13 protein-coding genes are annotated in these 16,221 nt (G+C 71.6%); 7 read left to right on the top strand and 6 right to left on the bottom strand.

All coding sequences use genetic code 11. The features are described 5' to 3' along the window. Positions 1-213 precede the first annotated feature (213 nt). The gene (locus tag ACFWZ2_RS00485) at positions 214-1,008 is read left to right on the top strand and encodes an alpha/beta fold hydrolase (RefSeq protein ID WP_384539549.1); all 795 of its coding nucleotides are present in this window, start codon (positions 214-216) and stop codon (positions 1,006-1,008) included. Positions 1,009-1,039: 31 nt separating this feature from the next. Here ACFWZ2_RS00485 and ACFWZ2_RS00480 read toward each other — a convergent pair whose 3' ends face one another. After that, positions 1,040-2,185 (bottom strand): acyl-CoA dehydrogenase family protein, encoded by a 1,146-nt coding sequence (locus ACFWZ2_RS00480; protein WP_384539547.1) that lies wholly within the window; start codon positions 2,183-2,185, stop codon positions 1,040-1,042. Positions 2,186-2,287: 102 nt separating this feature from the next. Here ACFWZ2_RS00480 and ACFWZ2_RS00475 point away from each other — a divergent pair, with 102 nt between their 5' ends. Next, positions 2,288-2,899, top strand: a complete 612-nt coding sequence (locus ACFWZ2_RS00475; RefSeq protein WP_384539544.1) for a TetR/AcrR family transcriptional regulator — start codon at positions 2,288-2,290, stop codon at positions 2,897-2,899. Between the two features lie 27 nt (positions 2,900-2,926). On the opposite strand, the gene ACFWZ2_RS00470 is transcribed toward ACFWZ2_RS00475, so the two are convergent. The 4 genes from ACFWZ2_RS00470 to ACFWZ2_RS00455 are packed head-to-tail and all read right to left on the bottom strand — an operon-like array spanning position 2,927 to position 7,438. Beyond that, a complete protein-coding gene (locus ACFWZ2_RS00470; RefSeq protein WP_384539541.1) occupies positions 2,927-4,387 on the bottom strand; it encodes an aldehyde dehydrogenase family protein in 1,461 nt (486 codons plus the stop codon). A 3-nt stretch (positions 4,388-4,390) separates the two neighbouring features. Further along, entirely contained in the window at positions 4,391-5,278 is an 888-nt protein-coding gene (locus ACFWZ2_RS00465; RefSeq protein ID WP_384539539.1) for an oxygenase MpaB family protein, read from the bottom strand. Positions 5,279-5,287: 9 nt separating this feature from the next. Further along, positions 5,288-6,754, bottom strand: coding sequence for a DUF6114 domain-containing protein (locus ACFWZ2_RS00460; protein WP_384539536.1), 1,467 nt, complete (start codon positions 6,752-6,754; stop codon positions 5,288-5,290). 42 nt (positions 6,755-6,796) lie between these two features. Next, positions 6,797-7,438: a DUF6230 family protein gene (locus ACFWZ2_RS00455; RefSeq protein WP_384539534.1), complete on the bottom strand. Its 642-nt coding sequence runs from the start codon at positions 7,436-7,438 to the stop codon at positions 6,797-6,799. Between the two features lie 109 nt (positions 7,439-7,547). Between ACFWZ2_RS00455 and ACFWZ2_RS00450 the strand changes: the two genes are divergently transcribed. Next, positions 7,548-8,468, top strand: coding sequence for an oxygenase MpaB family protein (locus ACFWZ2_RS00450; RefSeq protein ID WP_384539532.1), 921 nt, complete (start codon positions 7,548-7,550; stop codon positions 8,466-8,468). Then, positions 8,465-9,385: an oxygenase MpaB family protein gene (locus tag ACFWZ2_RS00445; protein ID WP_384539529.1), complete on the top strand. Its 921-nt coding sequence runs from the start codon at positions 8,465-8,467 to the stop codon at positions 9,383-9,385. The genes ACFWZ2_RS00450 and ACFWZ2_RS00445 overlap by 4 nt, the downstream gene beginning before the upstream one ends. A gap of 42 nt (positions 9,386-9,427) precedes the next feature. Here ACFWZ2_RS00445 and ACFWZ2_RS00440 read toward each other — a convergent pair whose 3' ends face one another. Next, on the bottom strand, positions 9,428-10,930 hold the full coding sequence (locus tag ACFWZ2_RS00440) for a M1 family metallopeptidase (protein ID WP_384539527.1): 1,503 nt from the start codon (positions 10,928-10,930) through the stop codon (positions 9,428-9,430). Between the two features lie 226 nt (positions 10,931-11,156). On the opposite strand from ACFWZ2_RS00440, the gene ACFWZ2_RS00435 reads away from it, so the two are divergent. From ACFWZ2_RS00435 to ACFWZ2_RS00425, 3 genes are all read left to right on the top strand, one after another. Beyond that, entirely contained in the window at positions 11,157-13,130 is a 1,974-nt protein-coding gene (locus ACFWZ2_RS00435) for a Xaa-Pro dipeptidyl-peptidase (protein WP_384539524.1), read from the top strand. Further along, positions 13,127-14,407: a M14 family metallocarboxypeptidase gene (locus tag ACFWZ2_RS00430; protein WP_384539521.1), complete on the top strand. Its 1,281-nt coding sequence runs from the start codon at positions 13,127-13,129 to the stop codon at positions 14,405-14,407. The genes ACFWZ2_RS00435 and ACFWZ2_RS00430 overlap by 4 nt, the downstream gene beginning before the upstream one ends. Positions 14,408-14,541: 134 nt before the next feature. Then, a complete protein-coding gene (locus ACFWZ2_RS00425) occupies positions 14,542-16,215 on the top strand; it encodes a BCCT family transporter (RefSeq protein ID WP_384539519.1) in 1,674 nt (557 codons plus the stop codon). Positions 16,216-16,221 lie beyond the last annotated feature (6 nt).

Genomic DNA, 16,221 nt, shown 5'->3' with positions numbered 1-16,221 from the left:
TGTCCGGCGGATCAGGTCGCGTGCGGGTGGCGCCCACCCTGCGCCGCAGATGTGCGTGCAAGACCCCGCGACGTCGCCCGTGCACCCCAAGGCCGCGCCATCAGGCACGCCCCGCGCCCGCGCCGTCCCCACGCTCCGGTGCGCTGCGGCGCATGCGCGGCTTCGTCGGAATCCACCCTGGCGGCGCCGCCCGAGCCCCTGGAGACTCGGGGCATGGACGTCATGGTGTCGGTGAAGGACGGCGAAGTGTGGGCGCAGGACTCGGGCGCCCCGGACGGCACGGGCGGCGACGCGCTCCCGCTGGTGCTGCTGCATCCCGGGGTCGGCGACTCCCGGATCTGGGACGGCATCCTGCCGCGCCTCACGGAGCGGCACCGGGTGATCCGCTTCGACGCGCGCGGCTACGGCAGGTCGCCCGCCCCGACCGCGTCGTTCTCCCTGGTGGAGGACCTGATCGCGGTCCTCGACCACTTCGGCGTCGCCCGCGCGGTCCTTGCCGGGTCGAGCATGGGCGGCGCGACGGCCATCAGTCTCGCGCTGCGCGACCCCGCGAGGGTGGCGGGCCTCGCCCTGGTGGTCCCGACCGTCACCGGCGCCGACGAGCCGCTCACGCCGGAGTTCATGGCCGAGGTCGGCAGGCTCGGGCAGGCCGGTGACATGGAGGGCATCGTGTCCTTGCTGAAGAGCGCCTCCGCCACGATGGGCACCGGGGACGACCCCGAGGTGACGGCGTATCTCAGGGCGGTGGTCCCCGTGTGGTTCGCCGTCGTCCCGCACCAGGTGCCCGACCCGCCCGCCTACGACCGGCTCGGGGAGCTGGACGTGCCGTGCGTCCTCGCCGTCGCGGAGCACGACCAGCCCGGAGTGATCAGGGTGTGCGAGACGATGGCGGAACGCATCCCGGGCTGCCGTCTGGTGCGTCTCGCGCACAGCGACCACTTCCCGACGGTGCGCGAACCGGACGCGGTGGTGGACGTCATCCTGGACGCGTACGCGGCCGCACGCTGACGGGCCGGCCACCCCGACACCGCGGTGTTCCCTAAAGCCCGAAACTCTTCCCGATGATGTCCCGTTGGATCTCGCTCGTGCCGCCGTACACCGTCGACACCACGGCGGCCCGCAGATGCCGTTCCATGTCGTACTCGGTGGCGTAGCCGTAGCCGCCCATCATCTGCATGCCTTCCAGCGCGGCCCGCTTCGCGGTCTCGGTGGCCTTCAGTTTGGCCATCGACGCCTCGCGTGGGAACAGCCGCTCCGGCTCGGCGTCGCACCGCGCGGCGACGTCGAAGACGAGCAGCCGTGCGCACTCGATCTCGGTGGCGAGGTCGGCGATCCGGTGCCGCAGCGCCTGGAAGGAGCCCACCGGGCGGCCGAACTGCTCACGTCCGCGCACATAGGTGACGGTGTCGTCCAGGATCCGCTCCGAGAGCCCCAGCATGTTCGCCGCGAGGAACAGCCGCTCCGCGTTGAGCCCCGCCATCAGCTGCGGCCACGCCCGCCCCGCGGCGCCCACCACCGCGTCCGCGGGCAGCCGTACGTCCGTGAAGTGCACGTCGTTGACCTCGCGGCCGCCCATCGTGTCGATGCCCCGCACCTCGATCCCCGGTGTGTCCGCGGGCACATGGAACATCGTCAGGCCCTCGTGCCTGGGCCCGCTCGCGTCGGTGCGGGCGACCAGCAGGATGTACGAGGCCAGGTGCGCGTTGGAGATCCAGGTCTTGTGGCCGTTGATCAACCAGGCGCCGTCCGGGGCCCGTTCGGCCCGGCAGCGCAGTGCCGCCACGTCCGAACCCGCGTCCGGCTCCGACATCGCGATCGACAGGACCTGCCCCGCGACGGCGCCGCCCACCGCGGCCTTCTTCTGCGCCGCCGAGCCGAACCTGTCGTACGCCTTCGCGGTGATGACGGAGGTGACGAAGCCGCCCGCGGGGACGAGTCCGCGCGCCGTCCCGCGCAGGAACAGGCAGGCGTCCGTCATGCCGCCGCCCGCCCCGCCGTACTCCTCGGGCAGACACACCCCCAGCCAGCCGAGCGCGGCGAGCTTCGCGTACAGGGCGGGGGAGTGGCGGCCCGCCGACCCGGCGGTCAGGGCGTCGCGCTGCTCGCGCGTGCCGCACTCGCGCTGGGCGAAGTCCCGCAGCGCCGTCTCGAAATCACGCTGCTCCGGGGTGAGGCCGACCGTCATGAAACCCTCCTGGACTGGGCGTAGTTACAAAGTGATTGAGTTAGTGTCTGTGTAGCCGCGGCGGTGGCTGTGGTTGAGTGGGCGGGACGAGGGGGAGGGCCCATGGATTCGATGATGGAGCGCGCGCTGGACCCGGCGGCGCCGGCCGACGCCCTGACCGAGCAGATACTGGACGCGGCGCGCGAGCAGTTCACGACGTTCGGGCTGCGCCGCTCGACCGTCGACGACGTCGCCAAGCGCGCCCGGGTCTCCCGCGTCACGGTGTACCGCCGCATCGGCAACAAGGACGCCCTGGTCTCCGCCTGCCTGCTGCGCGAGTACCGCCGCTTCGTGGCCGAGGTCGACGAGGCCGTCGCCCCGCTGCCCTCGATGGAGGACCGCATCGTCGAGGGTTTCGTGGTCGTCCTGCGGCACATCCGCGAACACCCGCTCATCGGCGGCCTGATGCGGCTCGAACCGGAGACGATGCTGCCGTTCCTGACCCTGGAGAGCGGCCCCGCCTTCCTCGCGATGCGCGGATATCTGACCGACCGGCTGCGCCGCGCCCGGCGCGCGGAGGGCAGGGCGACGGGCGACCCGACGCCGGTCGCCGAGCTGATGGTGCGGATCACGGTCTCCTTCCTGCTCAACCCCGTGAGCTGCTTCGAGCTCGAAGAGGAGGCGCACGTACGGGACTTCGCACGGCGCTATCTGGTGCCGCTGCTCGACAGCTGAGCCCGCGCCCGTCCGGCGGGCGGCGCCTCAGAACCTGGCGTGCAGCCTGCGCGCCAGCTCCACCGCCCGCGCCGCCCGCGCCGGATCCGTGGCGAACGACGTCAGATCGGCGTACGGCGCGAACCGCTTGACCGTCACCGCGCGCGGCACCGCGAACGCCCGCAGCCCCTCCGCACCGTGGATCCGCCCGTACCCCGACTCGCCCGTGCCGCCGAACGGCAGCGAAGGAACGGCCGCGAAGCCGAGGACGGAACCCACCGACACCGCACCGGAGTCGAGCCGCTGCGCCACCGCGCGGCCGACGGCGCGCGAGCGGGTGAAGACCGCCGCGCCCAGCGCGTACGGTGACGCGTTGGCCCGCTCCACCGCCTCGTCCAGGTCCCGCACCCGGTTCACCGCCACGACGGGGCCGAAGGTCTCCTCCGTCATCGCGGGCGAGTCCTCCGGCACGTCCACCAGGACCACCGGATGCACGAACGGCGCCGCGACGGACTCGGGGCCGCCGAGCGGTGCCCGCGCACCGGCCGACAGGGCCTCCTTCATATGGCGTTCCACGACGCCGAGTTGGGTGGGCAGCGTCATCGGGCCGTAGGTCTGCCCCGCGGTCAGGTTCCGGGCCTTGGCGACGATCAGCTCGCACAGCCGCTCGTGCACCGACGCCACCGCGTACACCCGCTCCACGCCCGCGCAGGTCTGGCCCGCGTTCGCCATCGCGCCCCACACGACCGCCTCCGCCGCCGCGTCCAGGTCCGCGCCCTCGCCCACGAGCACCGCGTCCTTGCCGCCGCACTCGGCGAGCAGGGGCGTGAGCGAGCGTGCACAGACCTCGGCGACCTTGCGCGCCGTCCGGGGCGACCCGGTGAAGGCCAGCTTGTCGACCCCGGACTCCGCGAGCGCCCGCCCCGTCGAACCGGGACCGGTCACCGTGCGCAGCAGCCCCGCGCAGTCCGGCACGGCGTCGGCGAACGTCGAAGCGAGCAACTCACCGGTTCCCGGCGTCAGTTCGGACGGCTTGAAGACGACGGCGTTCCCGGCGGCGAGCGCGTATCCGATCGAGCCCATGGGTGTGTAGACGGGGTAGTTCCACGGCCCGATGACGCCGACGACGCCCAGGGGACGGTGGCCGAGCAGCGCGCGCTGATGGACGGCGAGCGGCCCGGACGGCACCCGGCGCACCCGGAGGACCCGGCGGGCGTTGCGCGCGGCCCAGTCCAAGTGGACCAGGGCGAGCAGCACTTCGGACCGCGCGTCGGGCATCGGCTTGCCGGTCTCCGCCGCGACGGCGTCGGCCACCTCGTCCATGCGCCGCGCGAGCGACCGCTTCCACGCGAGCAGCCGGGTCCGCCGCCCCGCCCAGCCGACGCGCGCCCAGTCGGCGGCCGCCGCCCTGCCGTGCGCGACCGCGTCGGCCACCTCTTCGGGGCCGTGCACCGGATGCTCGCCGAGCAGGTCGCCGGTGGCGGGGGAACGTACGGCGAACGTGGCCATGAGTCAGCTCTCCAGGGGTACTTCGTCGGGCAGCGGCCGCACCGGCCGGCTCCGGGCCCAGTGCGGACCCAGGTCGTCGAGGGTGTAACCGAAGGGATACGACCGGGGCTTGGGCAGCGCGGGCCACCGGTGGGGCCGCGCGGGCAGCAGTCGTACGAAGGCCGAGCGGGCCCGGATCGCCCGCCCGGCGGCGGCCCGCACCCAGCGGGGCTGCGCCCGGAACCCCAGCGCGTCGAGCAGGGGCCCGTCGAGCAGCGCGAGGGAGAGCCGGGCCACGAGGGGACGCAGGGGGCGCGGGTACCAGGAGGCCATCACGCGGAACGTCGCCGTGGCGACCCGGCGGTTGGCCGGGTCGTAGGCGAACATCTGCGCCTCGTAGTCGTCGAGGAGCTTCTCGAACCCGGCGTACGTCGACGGGGCGCCGTCGATCGCCAGCATCCCCGCCATCTTGTGCCCCACCAGCGCGAGCGCCTCCGCCTCGGTGGCGCACAGCGGACGCCAGCCGAAGCGGTCGATCCAGCGCTTCGGCCCGACGACGGTGGTGGCGAGGACGTACAGGAAGTCCTCGTTCGGTATCGGGTACTTGTCGTGGATGCGGTTGAGGTGGCGGGCGGCGGCCCGGCCCCGCTCGGAGTCGAAGCCGTCCTGCGCCATCTCGAACCCGAACAGGAGCGTGTCGTCGTACCGCTTCTGTCCGGCCCGCTCGAACTCCTGGGTGCGGTCGAGGAGTTGGGAGATGCGCGGCACGCCGTAGTCGCGCAGGAAGGCGATGCTGACGCCCTGTGCGTAGTCCCACGGGAACTCGTACTGCGAGATCAGTTTGTGGATGTGCTCGTAGTCGCGGGCGGGATCCATCCGGCGGATCTCGCGGAGCCTGCTGTAGCGGCCCATGGACGCCTCCTAACGGCGTGGCGCGCTGCTGAGAACGGTGTAGCGCACATCGGCGGCGTCGACGAGGACCTGACCGGCCGTCACCGGCGCCATGGTCAGCTCGGGGAGCCGGACGGCGACCGGCAGATTGGCGGGCACGACATCCGCGCCGACGCAGATCTTCGGGGTCTTGACCTTGAGGAACGGGATCTCGACGGCGCCCGACAGATACGTCGCGTAGACGTCGACGTTCCGGATGTCGAGCTGTACGTCCAGGACGTGCGTCGACCCGTCGGGGCCCGTCACCTCGAAGTGGTAGTCGCGGGCCACGATGCGCTCCGCGTGCACCCACAGCACCTTGATCCGCCCGCCGCCGACCGTCGGCAGATACGTCGCGCCGTGGATGACCGCGTCGGTGGCGGTGAGCCGCGTGGCGCCGACGGTCGGGTGGTACGGGGTGACCGGGTACGTCGCCCTGCCGGGGCCCGGCTGGTCGCCGACGACGAGCGGGGGCCTGAGCGCGGTGAGATCGTCCGGCTCGCCGACCTCACCGGGCTTCGCCGACTCGGAGGGCGGCTTCCCGGTGGGCGGCGGATTGTCGGCACCGCCGGTGTCGATGCCGGAGAGGCAGCGGGAGGTGACGGGGGCTGAGGGATCTGAGGGATCTGAGAGGTCTGAGGTGTCTGAAGGGGCAGAAGGGGGCGAAGGGTCCGCGGGGCCGTCGTCGGCGCGCTCGCCGGTACGCCGCCCCGCATCCGGCCCCGTGTCCGTACCGGGCTCCGTCACCCCACCGGATCCCCCCGGCCCCGCCCCACCCTCAGCGCAGTGCACCCCCGCGGAAACCCACGGCAGCTCGACCCTCCCCAACCACCCCAACGGCCAAGGCAGTTCACCGCCTTCCGACCCCACGCACCGGTCCGCGGCCACGCTCCGTTCCGGTGCGCCGACGGTCAGCGCCGCCGTGAGCACGAGGACGAGGGTGAGAGCCGCACCCGTACCGGCCCGGGCGGCCGCACGGCTCTCACGCGCTTTTGGGCGGGCCTCCCGCACCGGCTCGCCCGCGCGGTCCCGCGCCGCATGGGGAAGCCAGCCGAACGCCATCGACGAGCCGAGGAGACCGAGCCCCACGCCGATCCCGAAGCCGCCCAGATTCGTGGTGGCGAGGGACACCAGCGAGGCGATCGCCGTCACGAACGACACGAACATCCGCTGCGCGGGCGCGAAGACGAAGAACAGGCCGCCGACGATGAGGACGAGCCCCACGCCGATGGCGGACATCGCGCCGATGCCGACCTTGAGCATCAGCGGCAGCGGCGCGAGCGGCAGGAAGATCATCTCCAGGCCGCCGAGCACCGTCCACACGCCCGCCCAGAAGGGCCTGCGCCGGCGCCAGGACCGCAGCGCCGCCCGCAGCCGGGGCGCGGGCAGCAGCCGGTCGAGCCACGCCCCGGTCTCCTTGGCCAGCTCGGCGCCGAAGCCGAGCACGAGTGGGATCACGATGCGGCCGCCCTCTCGGTAGCCATGTCATCGGTAGCCATGTCAGTAGCACTCCTTGCCGGTGCGGCTCAGCTCGATGTCGACCTTGTCGAGCGTGAGCGAGCCGCCGTTGGAGGCCCAGGCCGTGGACTTCACGTCGCGGGCGACCGCGCCCGACGCCTGGACGCCGAAGAGCCCCTTGGGGCCGCGCACGCCGGGCGCCCCGTCGAGGGTCGAGGCGTCGCGTCCCGCCTGGACGCCGGTGACGCGGCCGCCGCCGCTGGTGAGCGCGTCGGCGTTCACGACGAGGTTCTCGCCCTTGATCGGCTTGTCGTTGCCCGACCGGACGATCAGTGAGACCTCGCCGACCAGCGGCAGCTTCTGCTTCATCGACAGACAGACGCCCTTCGCCGTGCCGCTCTCGATGCCGGCGAGCAGGACGGCGTGTCCCTTGCCGTCCGTCGTGCCGATCGAGGACGGGAAGCTGGAGATCCCCCGGCCGGTGATCTCCTCGGCGGAGACCTTGAAGTTCTTGCCCGACACCGCGAAGGAGGCGGCCATCGCGCCCTGGGCGAGGGCGATCACCACGGCGCCGACGGCGGCCACGCCGGGCACGAACATGACCGCGGATCTCCGCCAGTGCGTGCGTCCTTCCGGGCCGGGTCGTTCCCCGTTCATGTTCAACTCGCGCTGTTTCAGAGCCATATGACGGCCCCTCTCCTCCAGTGAGTCAAAGTTACAAGGACTATTGACTTGTTTCATCGGTCGCGTCAACACTGCTGACGCAGATTCGATGAAGGGAGCCGTGAGAGCCGTGACGAGCGAAATCCGTGCCCCGCGGAGGGGCGGCGCCGCCTGGCGGTACTTCGGAGACACGCGGAACTTCCTGATCGCCCCCCAGCTCCTGCTGCTCCAGGTCGCGCACCCGGTCGTCGGCGCCGGTGTCGAGCAGCACTCCGACTTCCGTGCCGCGCCCTGGCAGCGGCTGTGGCGCACGGTCTCCTCGCTCGCCACCGTGATCTACGGCGGGCAGGCGGCGGCCACCGCCGAGGCGGACCGGATCCGCGCGCTGCACCGGCACCTGAGCGGGGTCGACGCCCAGGGCCGCCGCTATCACGCGCTCAACCCGGAGGCGTACCACTGGGTGCACGCCACCCTCGTGCGCGGCGCCCACGACGGCCACCGGGTCTTCGGCAGGGGCATGACGGACGCCGAGACCGAGGAGTACTACCGCGAGATGCGGGACGTGGGCCGCGTCTGGGGCCTCAAGGACCACCATCTGCCGCCGGACTGGGCGTCCTTCCTCGCGTACTACGACGAGATGGTCGCCCGGCGCCTGGAGTCGAACCGGTCCGTGCGGGACGTCCTCGACGAACTGGCCCGCCCGCAGAAACCCCCGACGCGATGGATCCCGGGCCCGCTCTGGCGCCCGTTCGCCGCGCTGTCCGCGCGCTGGGCGCTCCTTGTCACCGTCGGCACGCTGCCGCCGGTGCTCCGGGAGCGGCTCGGTCTGACCTGGACCCCGCGCCAGGAGCGAGCCCTGCGCCGCTTCGTGCGCCTGGTCCGCCTCCTGATGGCGCTGGTGCCGCCGCCCCTCCGTATCGCGGGGACACTCGCGGTCGCATACTGGAATACGCACAAACCAGGCACAAGCCCGCAAAATAGGCAGCCCCTGGGAACTCCCGGCCCGGACCGGGTCCCGCCCCCGCGCACGGCGAAGGAGCACGTCGCATGAAGACCGACGACGGAGCCGACGCCCCCGCCCCCTCCCGGCGGGCCGCCGCGCCCGCCCCCGAGCCGCCCCCGCCCGGCGGCATCCTCTGGAGCATCGCGGGCGACGTCCGCGTCTTCCTGTCCCTGCCGCCCGCGCTCGCCCTCCAGGTCGCACACCCGGCCGTCGGGGCGGGCGTGGACGACCACTCGGTGTTCCGCACCGACCCGTGGGGGCGCGGCGAGCGTTCCCTGCGGTCGGTGCTGCTGTGGGTCTACGGGGGAGAGGAGGCCGCGGCGGAGGGGCGGCGGCTGCGGGAGGTGCACAAGAGCATCCAGGGGACGGACGCGCGGGGGCGGCCCTACCACGCGCTGACGCCCGCGAACTACGCCTGGGTGCACGCCACCGGCTTCCCCGTCTACCGGCACGCGCAGCGCTATCTGGGCCGCCCCTTCACCGCGGCGCAGGAGCGGCAGCTGTACGCGGAGTGGCTCCGGGTCGGCCGGATCCTCGGCATCCACGACCGGGACATGCCGGGCACCGTCGAGGAGTTCTGGCCGTACTACCGCAGGATCCTGGCCGAGGAGCTCGACCTCACGACGGTCGCCGCGGAACTGGTCGCGGTGGACCGCTCGCTGCCGCCGCCCGACCGCGGCCCGCGTGCCGTCCGCCTCGTGGCGCGCGCCCTGTGGCCCGTCCTGCTGCCCCCGCTGGCCCGCTTCCGCCGCTTCGTCACGATCGGCCTGATGCCGCCCGACGCGCGCGAGGCGATCGGCCTGCCGTGGACGGCCGCGCAGGAGCGGCGGCTGCGCCGGTTCGGCCGGGTGGTCCGCGTCGTGGTGCCCCTGCTGCCGGAGCGGCTGCGCTATCTGCCGATCGCGCGCAGGGCGCGGGCGGCCCACCGCACGGCGCCCGCCCGTTCGGCCCGTGGTGCGGGCTGAACGGACGGGCGCCGGTGCTGCCGTGGTGCCTGGGCCCGTGGCTCAGTGACCGTGCTCGTGGTCGTGGATCCCGTTCGTCGCGGCGATCTCCTTCCACGACTTGGGCGCGGCCGGGGCCGCCGCCGACCTGGCGACCTTGGCCTGCTTGGCCGCGGGTGCCGCCGGGCGCGACGGCTGGTACAGCCAGGTGTCGAAGAGCCCGGCGAGCGGCTTGCCCGAGACCTTCTCGGCGTACTTCACGAAGTCGTTCACCTTCGCGTTGCCGTACGCGTGCTCCTGCGGCCAGCCCTTGAGGATCGCGAAGAACGTGTCGTCGCCCACCTTGTTGCGCAGCGCCTGCAGGGCGAGCGCGCCCCGGTCGTAGACCGCGCCGTGGAACTGGTTGTCCGGGCCCGGGTCGCCCGGCTTGACCGTCCAGAACGCGTCGTCGGCCGGGTGCTGCGCGTACACGTAGTCCGCGAGCTCCTGCGCCGTGCCCTCGCCCTCCTTCTCCGACCACAGCCACTGGCTGTAGCGGGCGAAGCCCTCGTTGACCCAGATGTCCCGCCAGCCGTCCACGGAGACGCTGTCGCCGTACCACTGGTGGGCGATCTCATGGACGACGATCGACGCGTTGGAGCCGTTCGCGAAGGCGGCCGGGCTGTAGAACGGCCGGGTCTGGGTCTCCAGGGCGTAGCTGCTCTTCACGTTCGGGACGTAGCCGCCGAGCGCGTTGAAGGGGTACTTGCCGAAGACCGTCTCCAGCCACTCGGCGACCTCGGTGGTCCGCTCGATGCTGGCCCGCGCGGCGCCCGCGTTGTCGCCGAGGTCCTTGCTGTAGGCGTTGAGGACCGGAAGGCCGGACTCCGTCTTGTCGGTCGTGATGTCGAACTTGCCGACCGCGAGCGTGGCGAGATAGCTGGCCTGCGGCTTGTTGGACCGCCAGTTGTAGCGGGTCCAGCCCAGCTTCGAACTCTGCGACTGCAGCACGCCGTTGGAGATCGCCTGGGTGCCGTCGGGCACGGAGACCGACACGTCGTACGTCGCCTTGTCCAGCGGGTGGTCGTTGGACGGGAACCACCACACGGCCGCCTCGGGCTCCTGCGCCGCCACGCCGCCGTCCGGGGTGCGGTGCCAGGCCGTGTAGCCGTTGATCTTCAGCTCGGAGGGCTTGCCCGCGTACCGCACGACGACGGTGATCGCCGTGCCCTTGGCGAGACCGGCGGGCGGGGTGATCTCCAGCTCCTGGTCGCCGGTCTTCGCGAACTTCGCCTTCTTGCCGTTGACCCGCACCTCGGAGACCTTGAGGCCGAAGTCGAGGTTGAACCGCGAGAGGTCCTGCGTGGTGCGGGCGTTGATCGTCGCCGTGCCTTCGAGGAGGTCGGTCGTGGGCTGGTACTTCAGCCGCAGGTCGTAGTGCGAGACGTCGTATCCGCCGTTGCCGCTGGCCGGGTAGTAGGGGTCGCCGATGCTCGGGGCCCCGGGGGAGAAGTCGGCGGCCGATGCCGGGATCGCCAGCAGAAGGGAGGCCGCGAGTGCGCCCGGGGCGATGAGTCTGCGGTGCACGGAAGCTCCAAGTCGTAGGGCCACAAGTACAGGTGGTGCGAGACCTGTTCGCACAGGATCCGTTGATCGTCGACCCTATTCAGCACTGTCCGCACGCGTCATGTCCATGGCCCCGGACGTCACACGATCGCCATTCGGCCGACATGTGTCTCCGCGCCCCACGGACCTGTCGTGACGTACTGCCGCCCTCTGTCGCACGGGAGTTCACCGGTGTACCTTCCGCGCCATGCCGATACGTGCGCGACGCATCCGTCTCCTCTGGAGAACTCTCCTGGCGGCGTCCCTTGCCGCCCTGATGGCCACACTCATGTCCCCGGGCGCAGCGCAGGGAGCCGCACAGGCCCCGCGCACACCGGGCGAGAGCAGACCCGTGTACTCGTACGAGGACGCGATACGCGAATCCGTATGGGTCGACACCGGCATCGACGGCGACGCGGACGGCAGGACCGACCGCGTCGCCGTCGACATAGTCAGGCCCCGCGAACTGGACCGCAGGGGCCGCCAGATACCCGTGATCATGGACGCGAGCCCGTACTACGCCTGCTGCGGGCGCGGCAACGAGAGCCAGAAGAAGACGTACGACGCGAACGGGAACCCCGTCCAGCTCCCGCTCTACTACGACAACTACTTCGTGCCCCGCGGCTACGGCTACGTCGCCGTGGACCTCGCGGGCACCAACCGCTCGGACGGCTGCGTCGACGTCGGCGGCCGCTCCGACGTCCAGTCGGCCAAGGCCGTCGTGGACTGGCTGAACGGCCGCGCCCGCGGCTACACCAGCCGCACCGGCCAGGAACGCGCGGAGGCCTCCTGGTCCGACGGAAAGACCGGCATGATCGGCAAGAGCTACGACGGCACCATTGCCAACGGCGTGGCTGCCACTGGAGTGCGGGGGCTCAAGACCGTGGTGCCGATCGGCGCCATCTCCTCCTGGTACGACTACTACTTCGCCAAGGGCGCCCCGCTCTTCAACAGCGGCCCCGACGGCCTCTCGGAGTACGTGATGAGTCCCGAGGCCCGCACCCGCTGCGGCGCCGTGCAGCAGCGCCTGGTCGACGGGGCGCCGCGCACCGGCGACTGGACCCCTCTGTGGAGCGAGCGCAACCACGTCCCCGACGCCGACAAGGTGAAGGCCAGCGTCTTCGTCGTGCACGGCATGCAGGACCTCAACGTCCGCACCAAGCACTTCGGCCAGTGGTGGGACGCCCTCGCCGAGAACGGCGTCGACCGCAAGATCTGGCTCAGCCAGACCGGACACGTCGACCCCTTCGACTTCCGCCGCGCCGACTGGGTGCGCACCCTGCACCGCTGGTTCGACCATGAACTCCTCGGCTACGACAACGGCATCGACCGCGAGCCGATGGCCGACATCGAACGCGCCCCCGACCGCTGGACCACCGACCGTGTCTGGCCCCCGAGCGGCACGGACACCGTCAAGCTCCGCCCCGCCAAGGGCACTTCACCCGGCGTCGGCACCCTCGGCGTGAAAGCGGGCTCCGGCACCGAGACCTTCACCGACGACCCGAGGCTGAGCGAGACGGACTGGGCAGCCCGGATCGACACCCCGACGCCCGCCAAGGCCGGGTTCATCAGCCGGCCTCTCGCCCGCGACCTGCGCCTCTCCGGCTCCTCCACGGTGACCGTCACCGCGACCCCGAACACCCGCACCGCCCACCTCAGCGCGGTCCTCGTCGACCTCGGCCCCGACACCATCCGCGACTACGCAGCGTCCGGCGAGGGCATCAGCACGCTCCCCGAGCGCACCTGCTGGGGCGCGAGCACCACGGGTGACAGCGCCTGCTTCAAGGAGACCCGGGCGAAGACCGCCGACGTCGACTACACGATCTTCAGCCGCGGTTGGGCCGACCTCGGCAACTGGGCCGACGCGGAGCACGGCCGCCCGCTCACTCCCGGCAAGCCGCACACCATCACGCTCGACCTCGCCGCGAGCGACCACGTCGTACCGAAGGGGCACCGCCTCGCGCTGATCGTCGCGGGCACCGACAAGAACCTCATCGTCCCGCCCGCCGACACCCCGACGCTCGGCATCGACCTGTCCCGCACCTCCGCCGATGTGCCGCTGGTCGGCGGCGCGGGAGCGTTCGGCACCACCTCCGCATCCGTCACCCCCCGCGAAACCCGTCTCGACGGCGTGGCCCCGCCGCGTCCGCTCAACCCCGTCCCGGGAGGCAGTACTTCATGAGACCCCGCATCCGCACCCTGGCGCTCGCCTGCGCCGCCGCCGCGCTCGCCGCACCCCTGGTGACCGCGCCCGCGCAGGCGACATCGACCCCACCCCGTACCGGATTCGAGGAGACCAACGGCGCCCGCTGGACGACGCAGCCCGAGGAACAGGAGCTCCTGGCCACCGTCGACAAGGCGAGCGACCGGGTCTCCGTGTCCCGCATCGGCACCACCCAGCAGGACCGGCCCCTGCAACTGGTCCGCATCGGTGAACGCCCCACGAAGAACACCGTGTTGCTGATCTGCAGCCAGCACGGCGACGAGCCGTCGGGCCGCGACGCCTGTCTGTCGACGATCCGCGACCTGGCGTACGCGCAGGACAAGAAGACCGAGCGGTTCCTCGAGCGCACCACGCTCCTGGTGGTCCCCACCGCCAACCCGGACGGCCGCGCCGCCGACACCCGCGGCAACTCCGACGGCGTCGACATCAACCGCGACCACATCTCCCTCAGGACCGCGGAGGCCCGCGCCATGGCCGCCGTGATCCGCGACCGGCAGCCCGACGTCATCTACGACCTGCACGAGTACGGCGCCACCCCCAAGTACTACGACAAGGACCTCTTCGACCTCTGGCCGCGCAACCTCAACACCGACGAGGCCGTGCACCAGGAGGCGCAGACCCTGTCCAAGGAGTACGTGCGCCCGGCCGCCGAGCACGACGGATACACGACGGGCACGTACGGCATCTGGACCGATCCGGTCACCGGCGAGCCCGTCAAGCAGACCGCGGGCGACGGCCAGGAGCGCATCCTGCGCAACGTCTCCGGGATCAAGCACGCGGCGGGCCTGCTCATCGAGAGCCGCGTCGACCCCCTCACCGAGGCCGAGAAGAACGACGAGGCGCTGAACAACCGCCGCAGGGTGTCGTCCCAGACGGCGGCGCTCGGCGGGCTCTTCGGCTACACCGACGCGCGGCGCACCCGCCTGGAGCGGGCCACGGCGGCGGCCCGCGTCGAGGGCTTCCGCGACCGCGGCCCGGTCTACCTCGGCGGCGCCGACAACGACCCCGCGGAGCCGTCCGAGATCATCCAGGACCCGCCCTGCGGCTACCGCCTGGACGCCGCCCAGTACGGCGACATCAAGGACGAACTCGCCCTGCACGGCGTTACGGTGAAGCCCCGCAAGCACGGCGCCTACGTGCCGCTGCGGCAGTCCGCACGCGCCCTCGTGCCGCTGCTTCTGGACGAGCGCGCTCCGTATCACCTCGTCAAAGCGGCGCCCGACATGAGCTGTTGATGGGGTGAGATGTGCGTCACATGTGGTAGGGGGTATCGGAGAACAAAGTCTCGACGTAATCGACCCCTTGAAAGGTGTCACTTGTGACGCAGGATCATCGGAAAGCGGACGACGGGGGAGGATCGCCGGACATCATGGCGACCTCTCCCGCCGGCCGGCATCCCCAGACGGACCGGGTGGTGTTCGGCGTCACCGCCGTGCTCACCCTGGCGTTCGTGGTCTGGGGCGGGGTGGCGACGGACTCGCTCGAGAACGTCTCCACCGACATGCTCAACGGCCTGATGCACAACGGCGGTTGGTTCTTCATGCTGACCGCCACGGGTTTCGTGGTCTTCGCGCTCTGGCTGGCCGTCAGCCGGTACGGGAAGATCACCCTCGGCCAGGAGGGCGAGGAGCCCGAGTTCAGGACCGTGTCCTGGGTCGCGATGATGTTCAGCGCAGGCATGGGCATCGGCCTGATGTTCTACGGCGTGAGCGAGCCGCTCTCCCACTTCATGTCGCCCCCGCCGGGCACCGATCCCTCGGACTCCGCGGCGAAGATGGAAACGGCCATGGCCACGACCCTCTTCCACTGGACGCTCCACCCGTGGGCGATCTACGCCGTCGTCGGCCTCGCCATCGCGTACAGCACGTTCCGGCGCCGCCGCAGGCAGACCATCAGCGCCGTCTTCGAGCCGCTGATCGGCGAGAAGCACGCTCGCGGCTCCTGGGGCCGGGTCATCGACATCCTCGCCATCTTCGCCACGCTCTTCGGCTCGGCCGCCTCCCTCGGCCTCGGCGCCCTGCAGATCGGCAGCGGCATCGAGGTGCTCGACTGGATGGACGACGCGGGCACCGGACTCCTCGTCGTCATCATCGCCGTCCTGACCCTGGCCTTCGTGGCATCCGCCGTCTCCGGTGTGGAGAAGGGCGTGCAGTGGCTCTCGAACATCAACATGGTGCTCGCGGGGCTGCTCGTGGTCTTCGTCTTCATCGCGGGCCCGACCGTCATCATCCTCGACATGGTGCCGACGTCGCTCGGCGCCTACCTCGACGACCTGCCGCAGCTGATCGGCCGCACCGAGGCCTCCAGCGGCAAGGGCGTCGCTGACTGGCTGAGCGCCTGGACGGTCTTCTACTGGGCCTGGTGGATCTCCTGGACGCCCTTCGTCGGCATGTTCATCGCGCGCATCAGCCGCGGCCGTACGATCCGTCAGTTCGTCGGCGGCGTCATCCTGGTGCCCAGCACGGTCAGCCTCATCTGGTTCGCCGTCTTCGGCGGCACCGCCATGACCGTCGCCGACCGGGGCGGCCTCGAGGGCGAGACGACGCCGGAGGCCCAGCTCTTCGGCCTGCTGCACGAGTACCCCATCGCCACCGTCACCAGCCTGCTCGTGATGATCCTCGTGGGCATCTTCTTCGTCTCGGGCGCGGACGCCGCGTCCATCGTGATGGGCACGCTCTCGCAGAAGGGCGCGCTCGAACCCAGCAGGTTCGTCGTGATCTTCTGGGGCATCGTGACCGGCGCCGTCGGCGCGATCATGCTGCTGATCGGCGACGGCTCGGACGATGCGCTCACGGGCCTGCGCAACCTCACGATCCTGGTCGCGGCACCCTTCACCATCGTGATGATCGGCATGTGTGTGTCGCTGATGCGGGACCTGCGCCACGACCCGCTGATCGTGCGCGGCGAGCACGGCACGGAGGCCGTCGAGAAGGCCGTGATCGCGGGCCATGAGCAGTACGACGGCGACTTCGAGATCCGGATCGGTCCCGCCCAGGACGAGGACGGGCCCGAGAGCGACAACGCCCAGGCCGGGACCCGCTGACCCGGG

The organism is Streptomyces sp. NPDC059002, assembly GCF_042740435.1.
In the GTDB taxonomy this organism is placed as follows: domain Bacteria; phylum Actinomycetota; class Actinomycetes; order Streptomycetales; family Streptomycetaceae; genus Streptomyces.
This window is presented reverse-complemented; position numbering and strand designations above follow the sequence as displayed.

What these genes read in the sequence shown, in the direction of transcription:
- ACFWZ2_RS00485 (WP_384539549.1), top strand. Translation starts at nt 214, where the DNA reads ATGGACGTCATGGTGTCGGTGAAGGACGGCGAAGTGTGGGCGCAGGAC.
- ACFWZ2_RS00480 (WP_384539547.1), bottom strand. Translation starts at nt 2,185, where the DNA reads ATGACGGTCGGCCTCACCCCGGAGCAGCGTGATTTCGAGACGGCGCTG.
- ACFWZ2_RS00475 (WP_384539544.1), top strand. Translation starts at nt 2,288, where the DNA reads ATGGATTCGATGATGGAGCGCGCGCTGGACCCGGCGGCGCCGGCCGAC.
- ACFWZ2_RS00470 (WP_384539541.1), bottom strand. Translation starts at nt 4,387, where the DNA reads ATGGCCACGTTCGCCGTACGTTCCCCCGCCACCGGCGACCTGCTCGGC.
- ACFWZ2_RS00465 (WP_384539539.1), bottom strand. Translation starts at nt 5,278, where the DNA reads ATGGGCCGCTACAGCAGGCTCCGCGAGATCCGCCGGATGGATCCCGCC.
- ACFWZ2_RS00455 (WP_384539534.1), bottom strand. Translation starts at nt 7,438, where the DNA reads ATGGCTCTGAAACAGCGCGAGTTGAACATGAACGGGGAACGACCCGGC.
- ACFWZ2_RS00445 (WP_384539529.1), top strand. Translation starts at nt 8,465, where the DNA reads ATGAAGACCGACGACGGAGCCGACGCCCCCGCCCCCTCCCGGCGGGCC.
- ACFWZ2_RS00435 (WP_384539524.1), top strand. Translation starts at nt 11,157, where the DNA reads ATGCCGATACGTGCGCGACGCATCCGTCTCCTCTGGAGAACTCTCCTG.
- ACFWZ2_RS00430 (WP_384539521.1), top strand. Translation starts at nt 13,127, where the DNA reads ATGAGACCCCGCATCCGCACCCTGGCGCTCGCCTGCGCCGCCGCCGCG.
- ACFWZ2_RS00425 (WP_384539519.1), top strand. Translation starts at nt 14,542, where the DNA reads ATGGCGACCTCTCCCGCCGGCCGGCATCCCCAGACGGACCGGGTGGTG.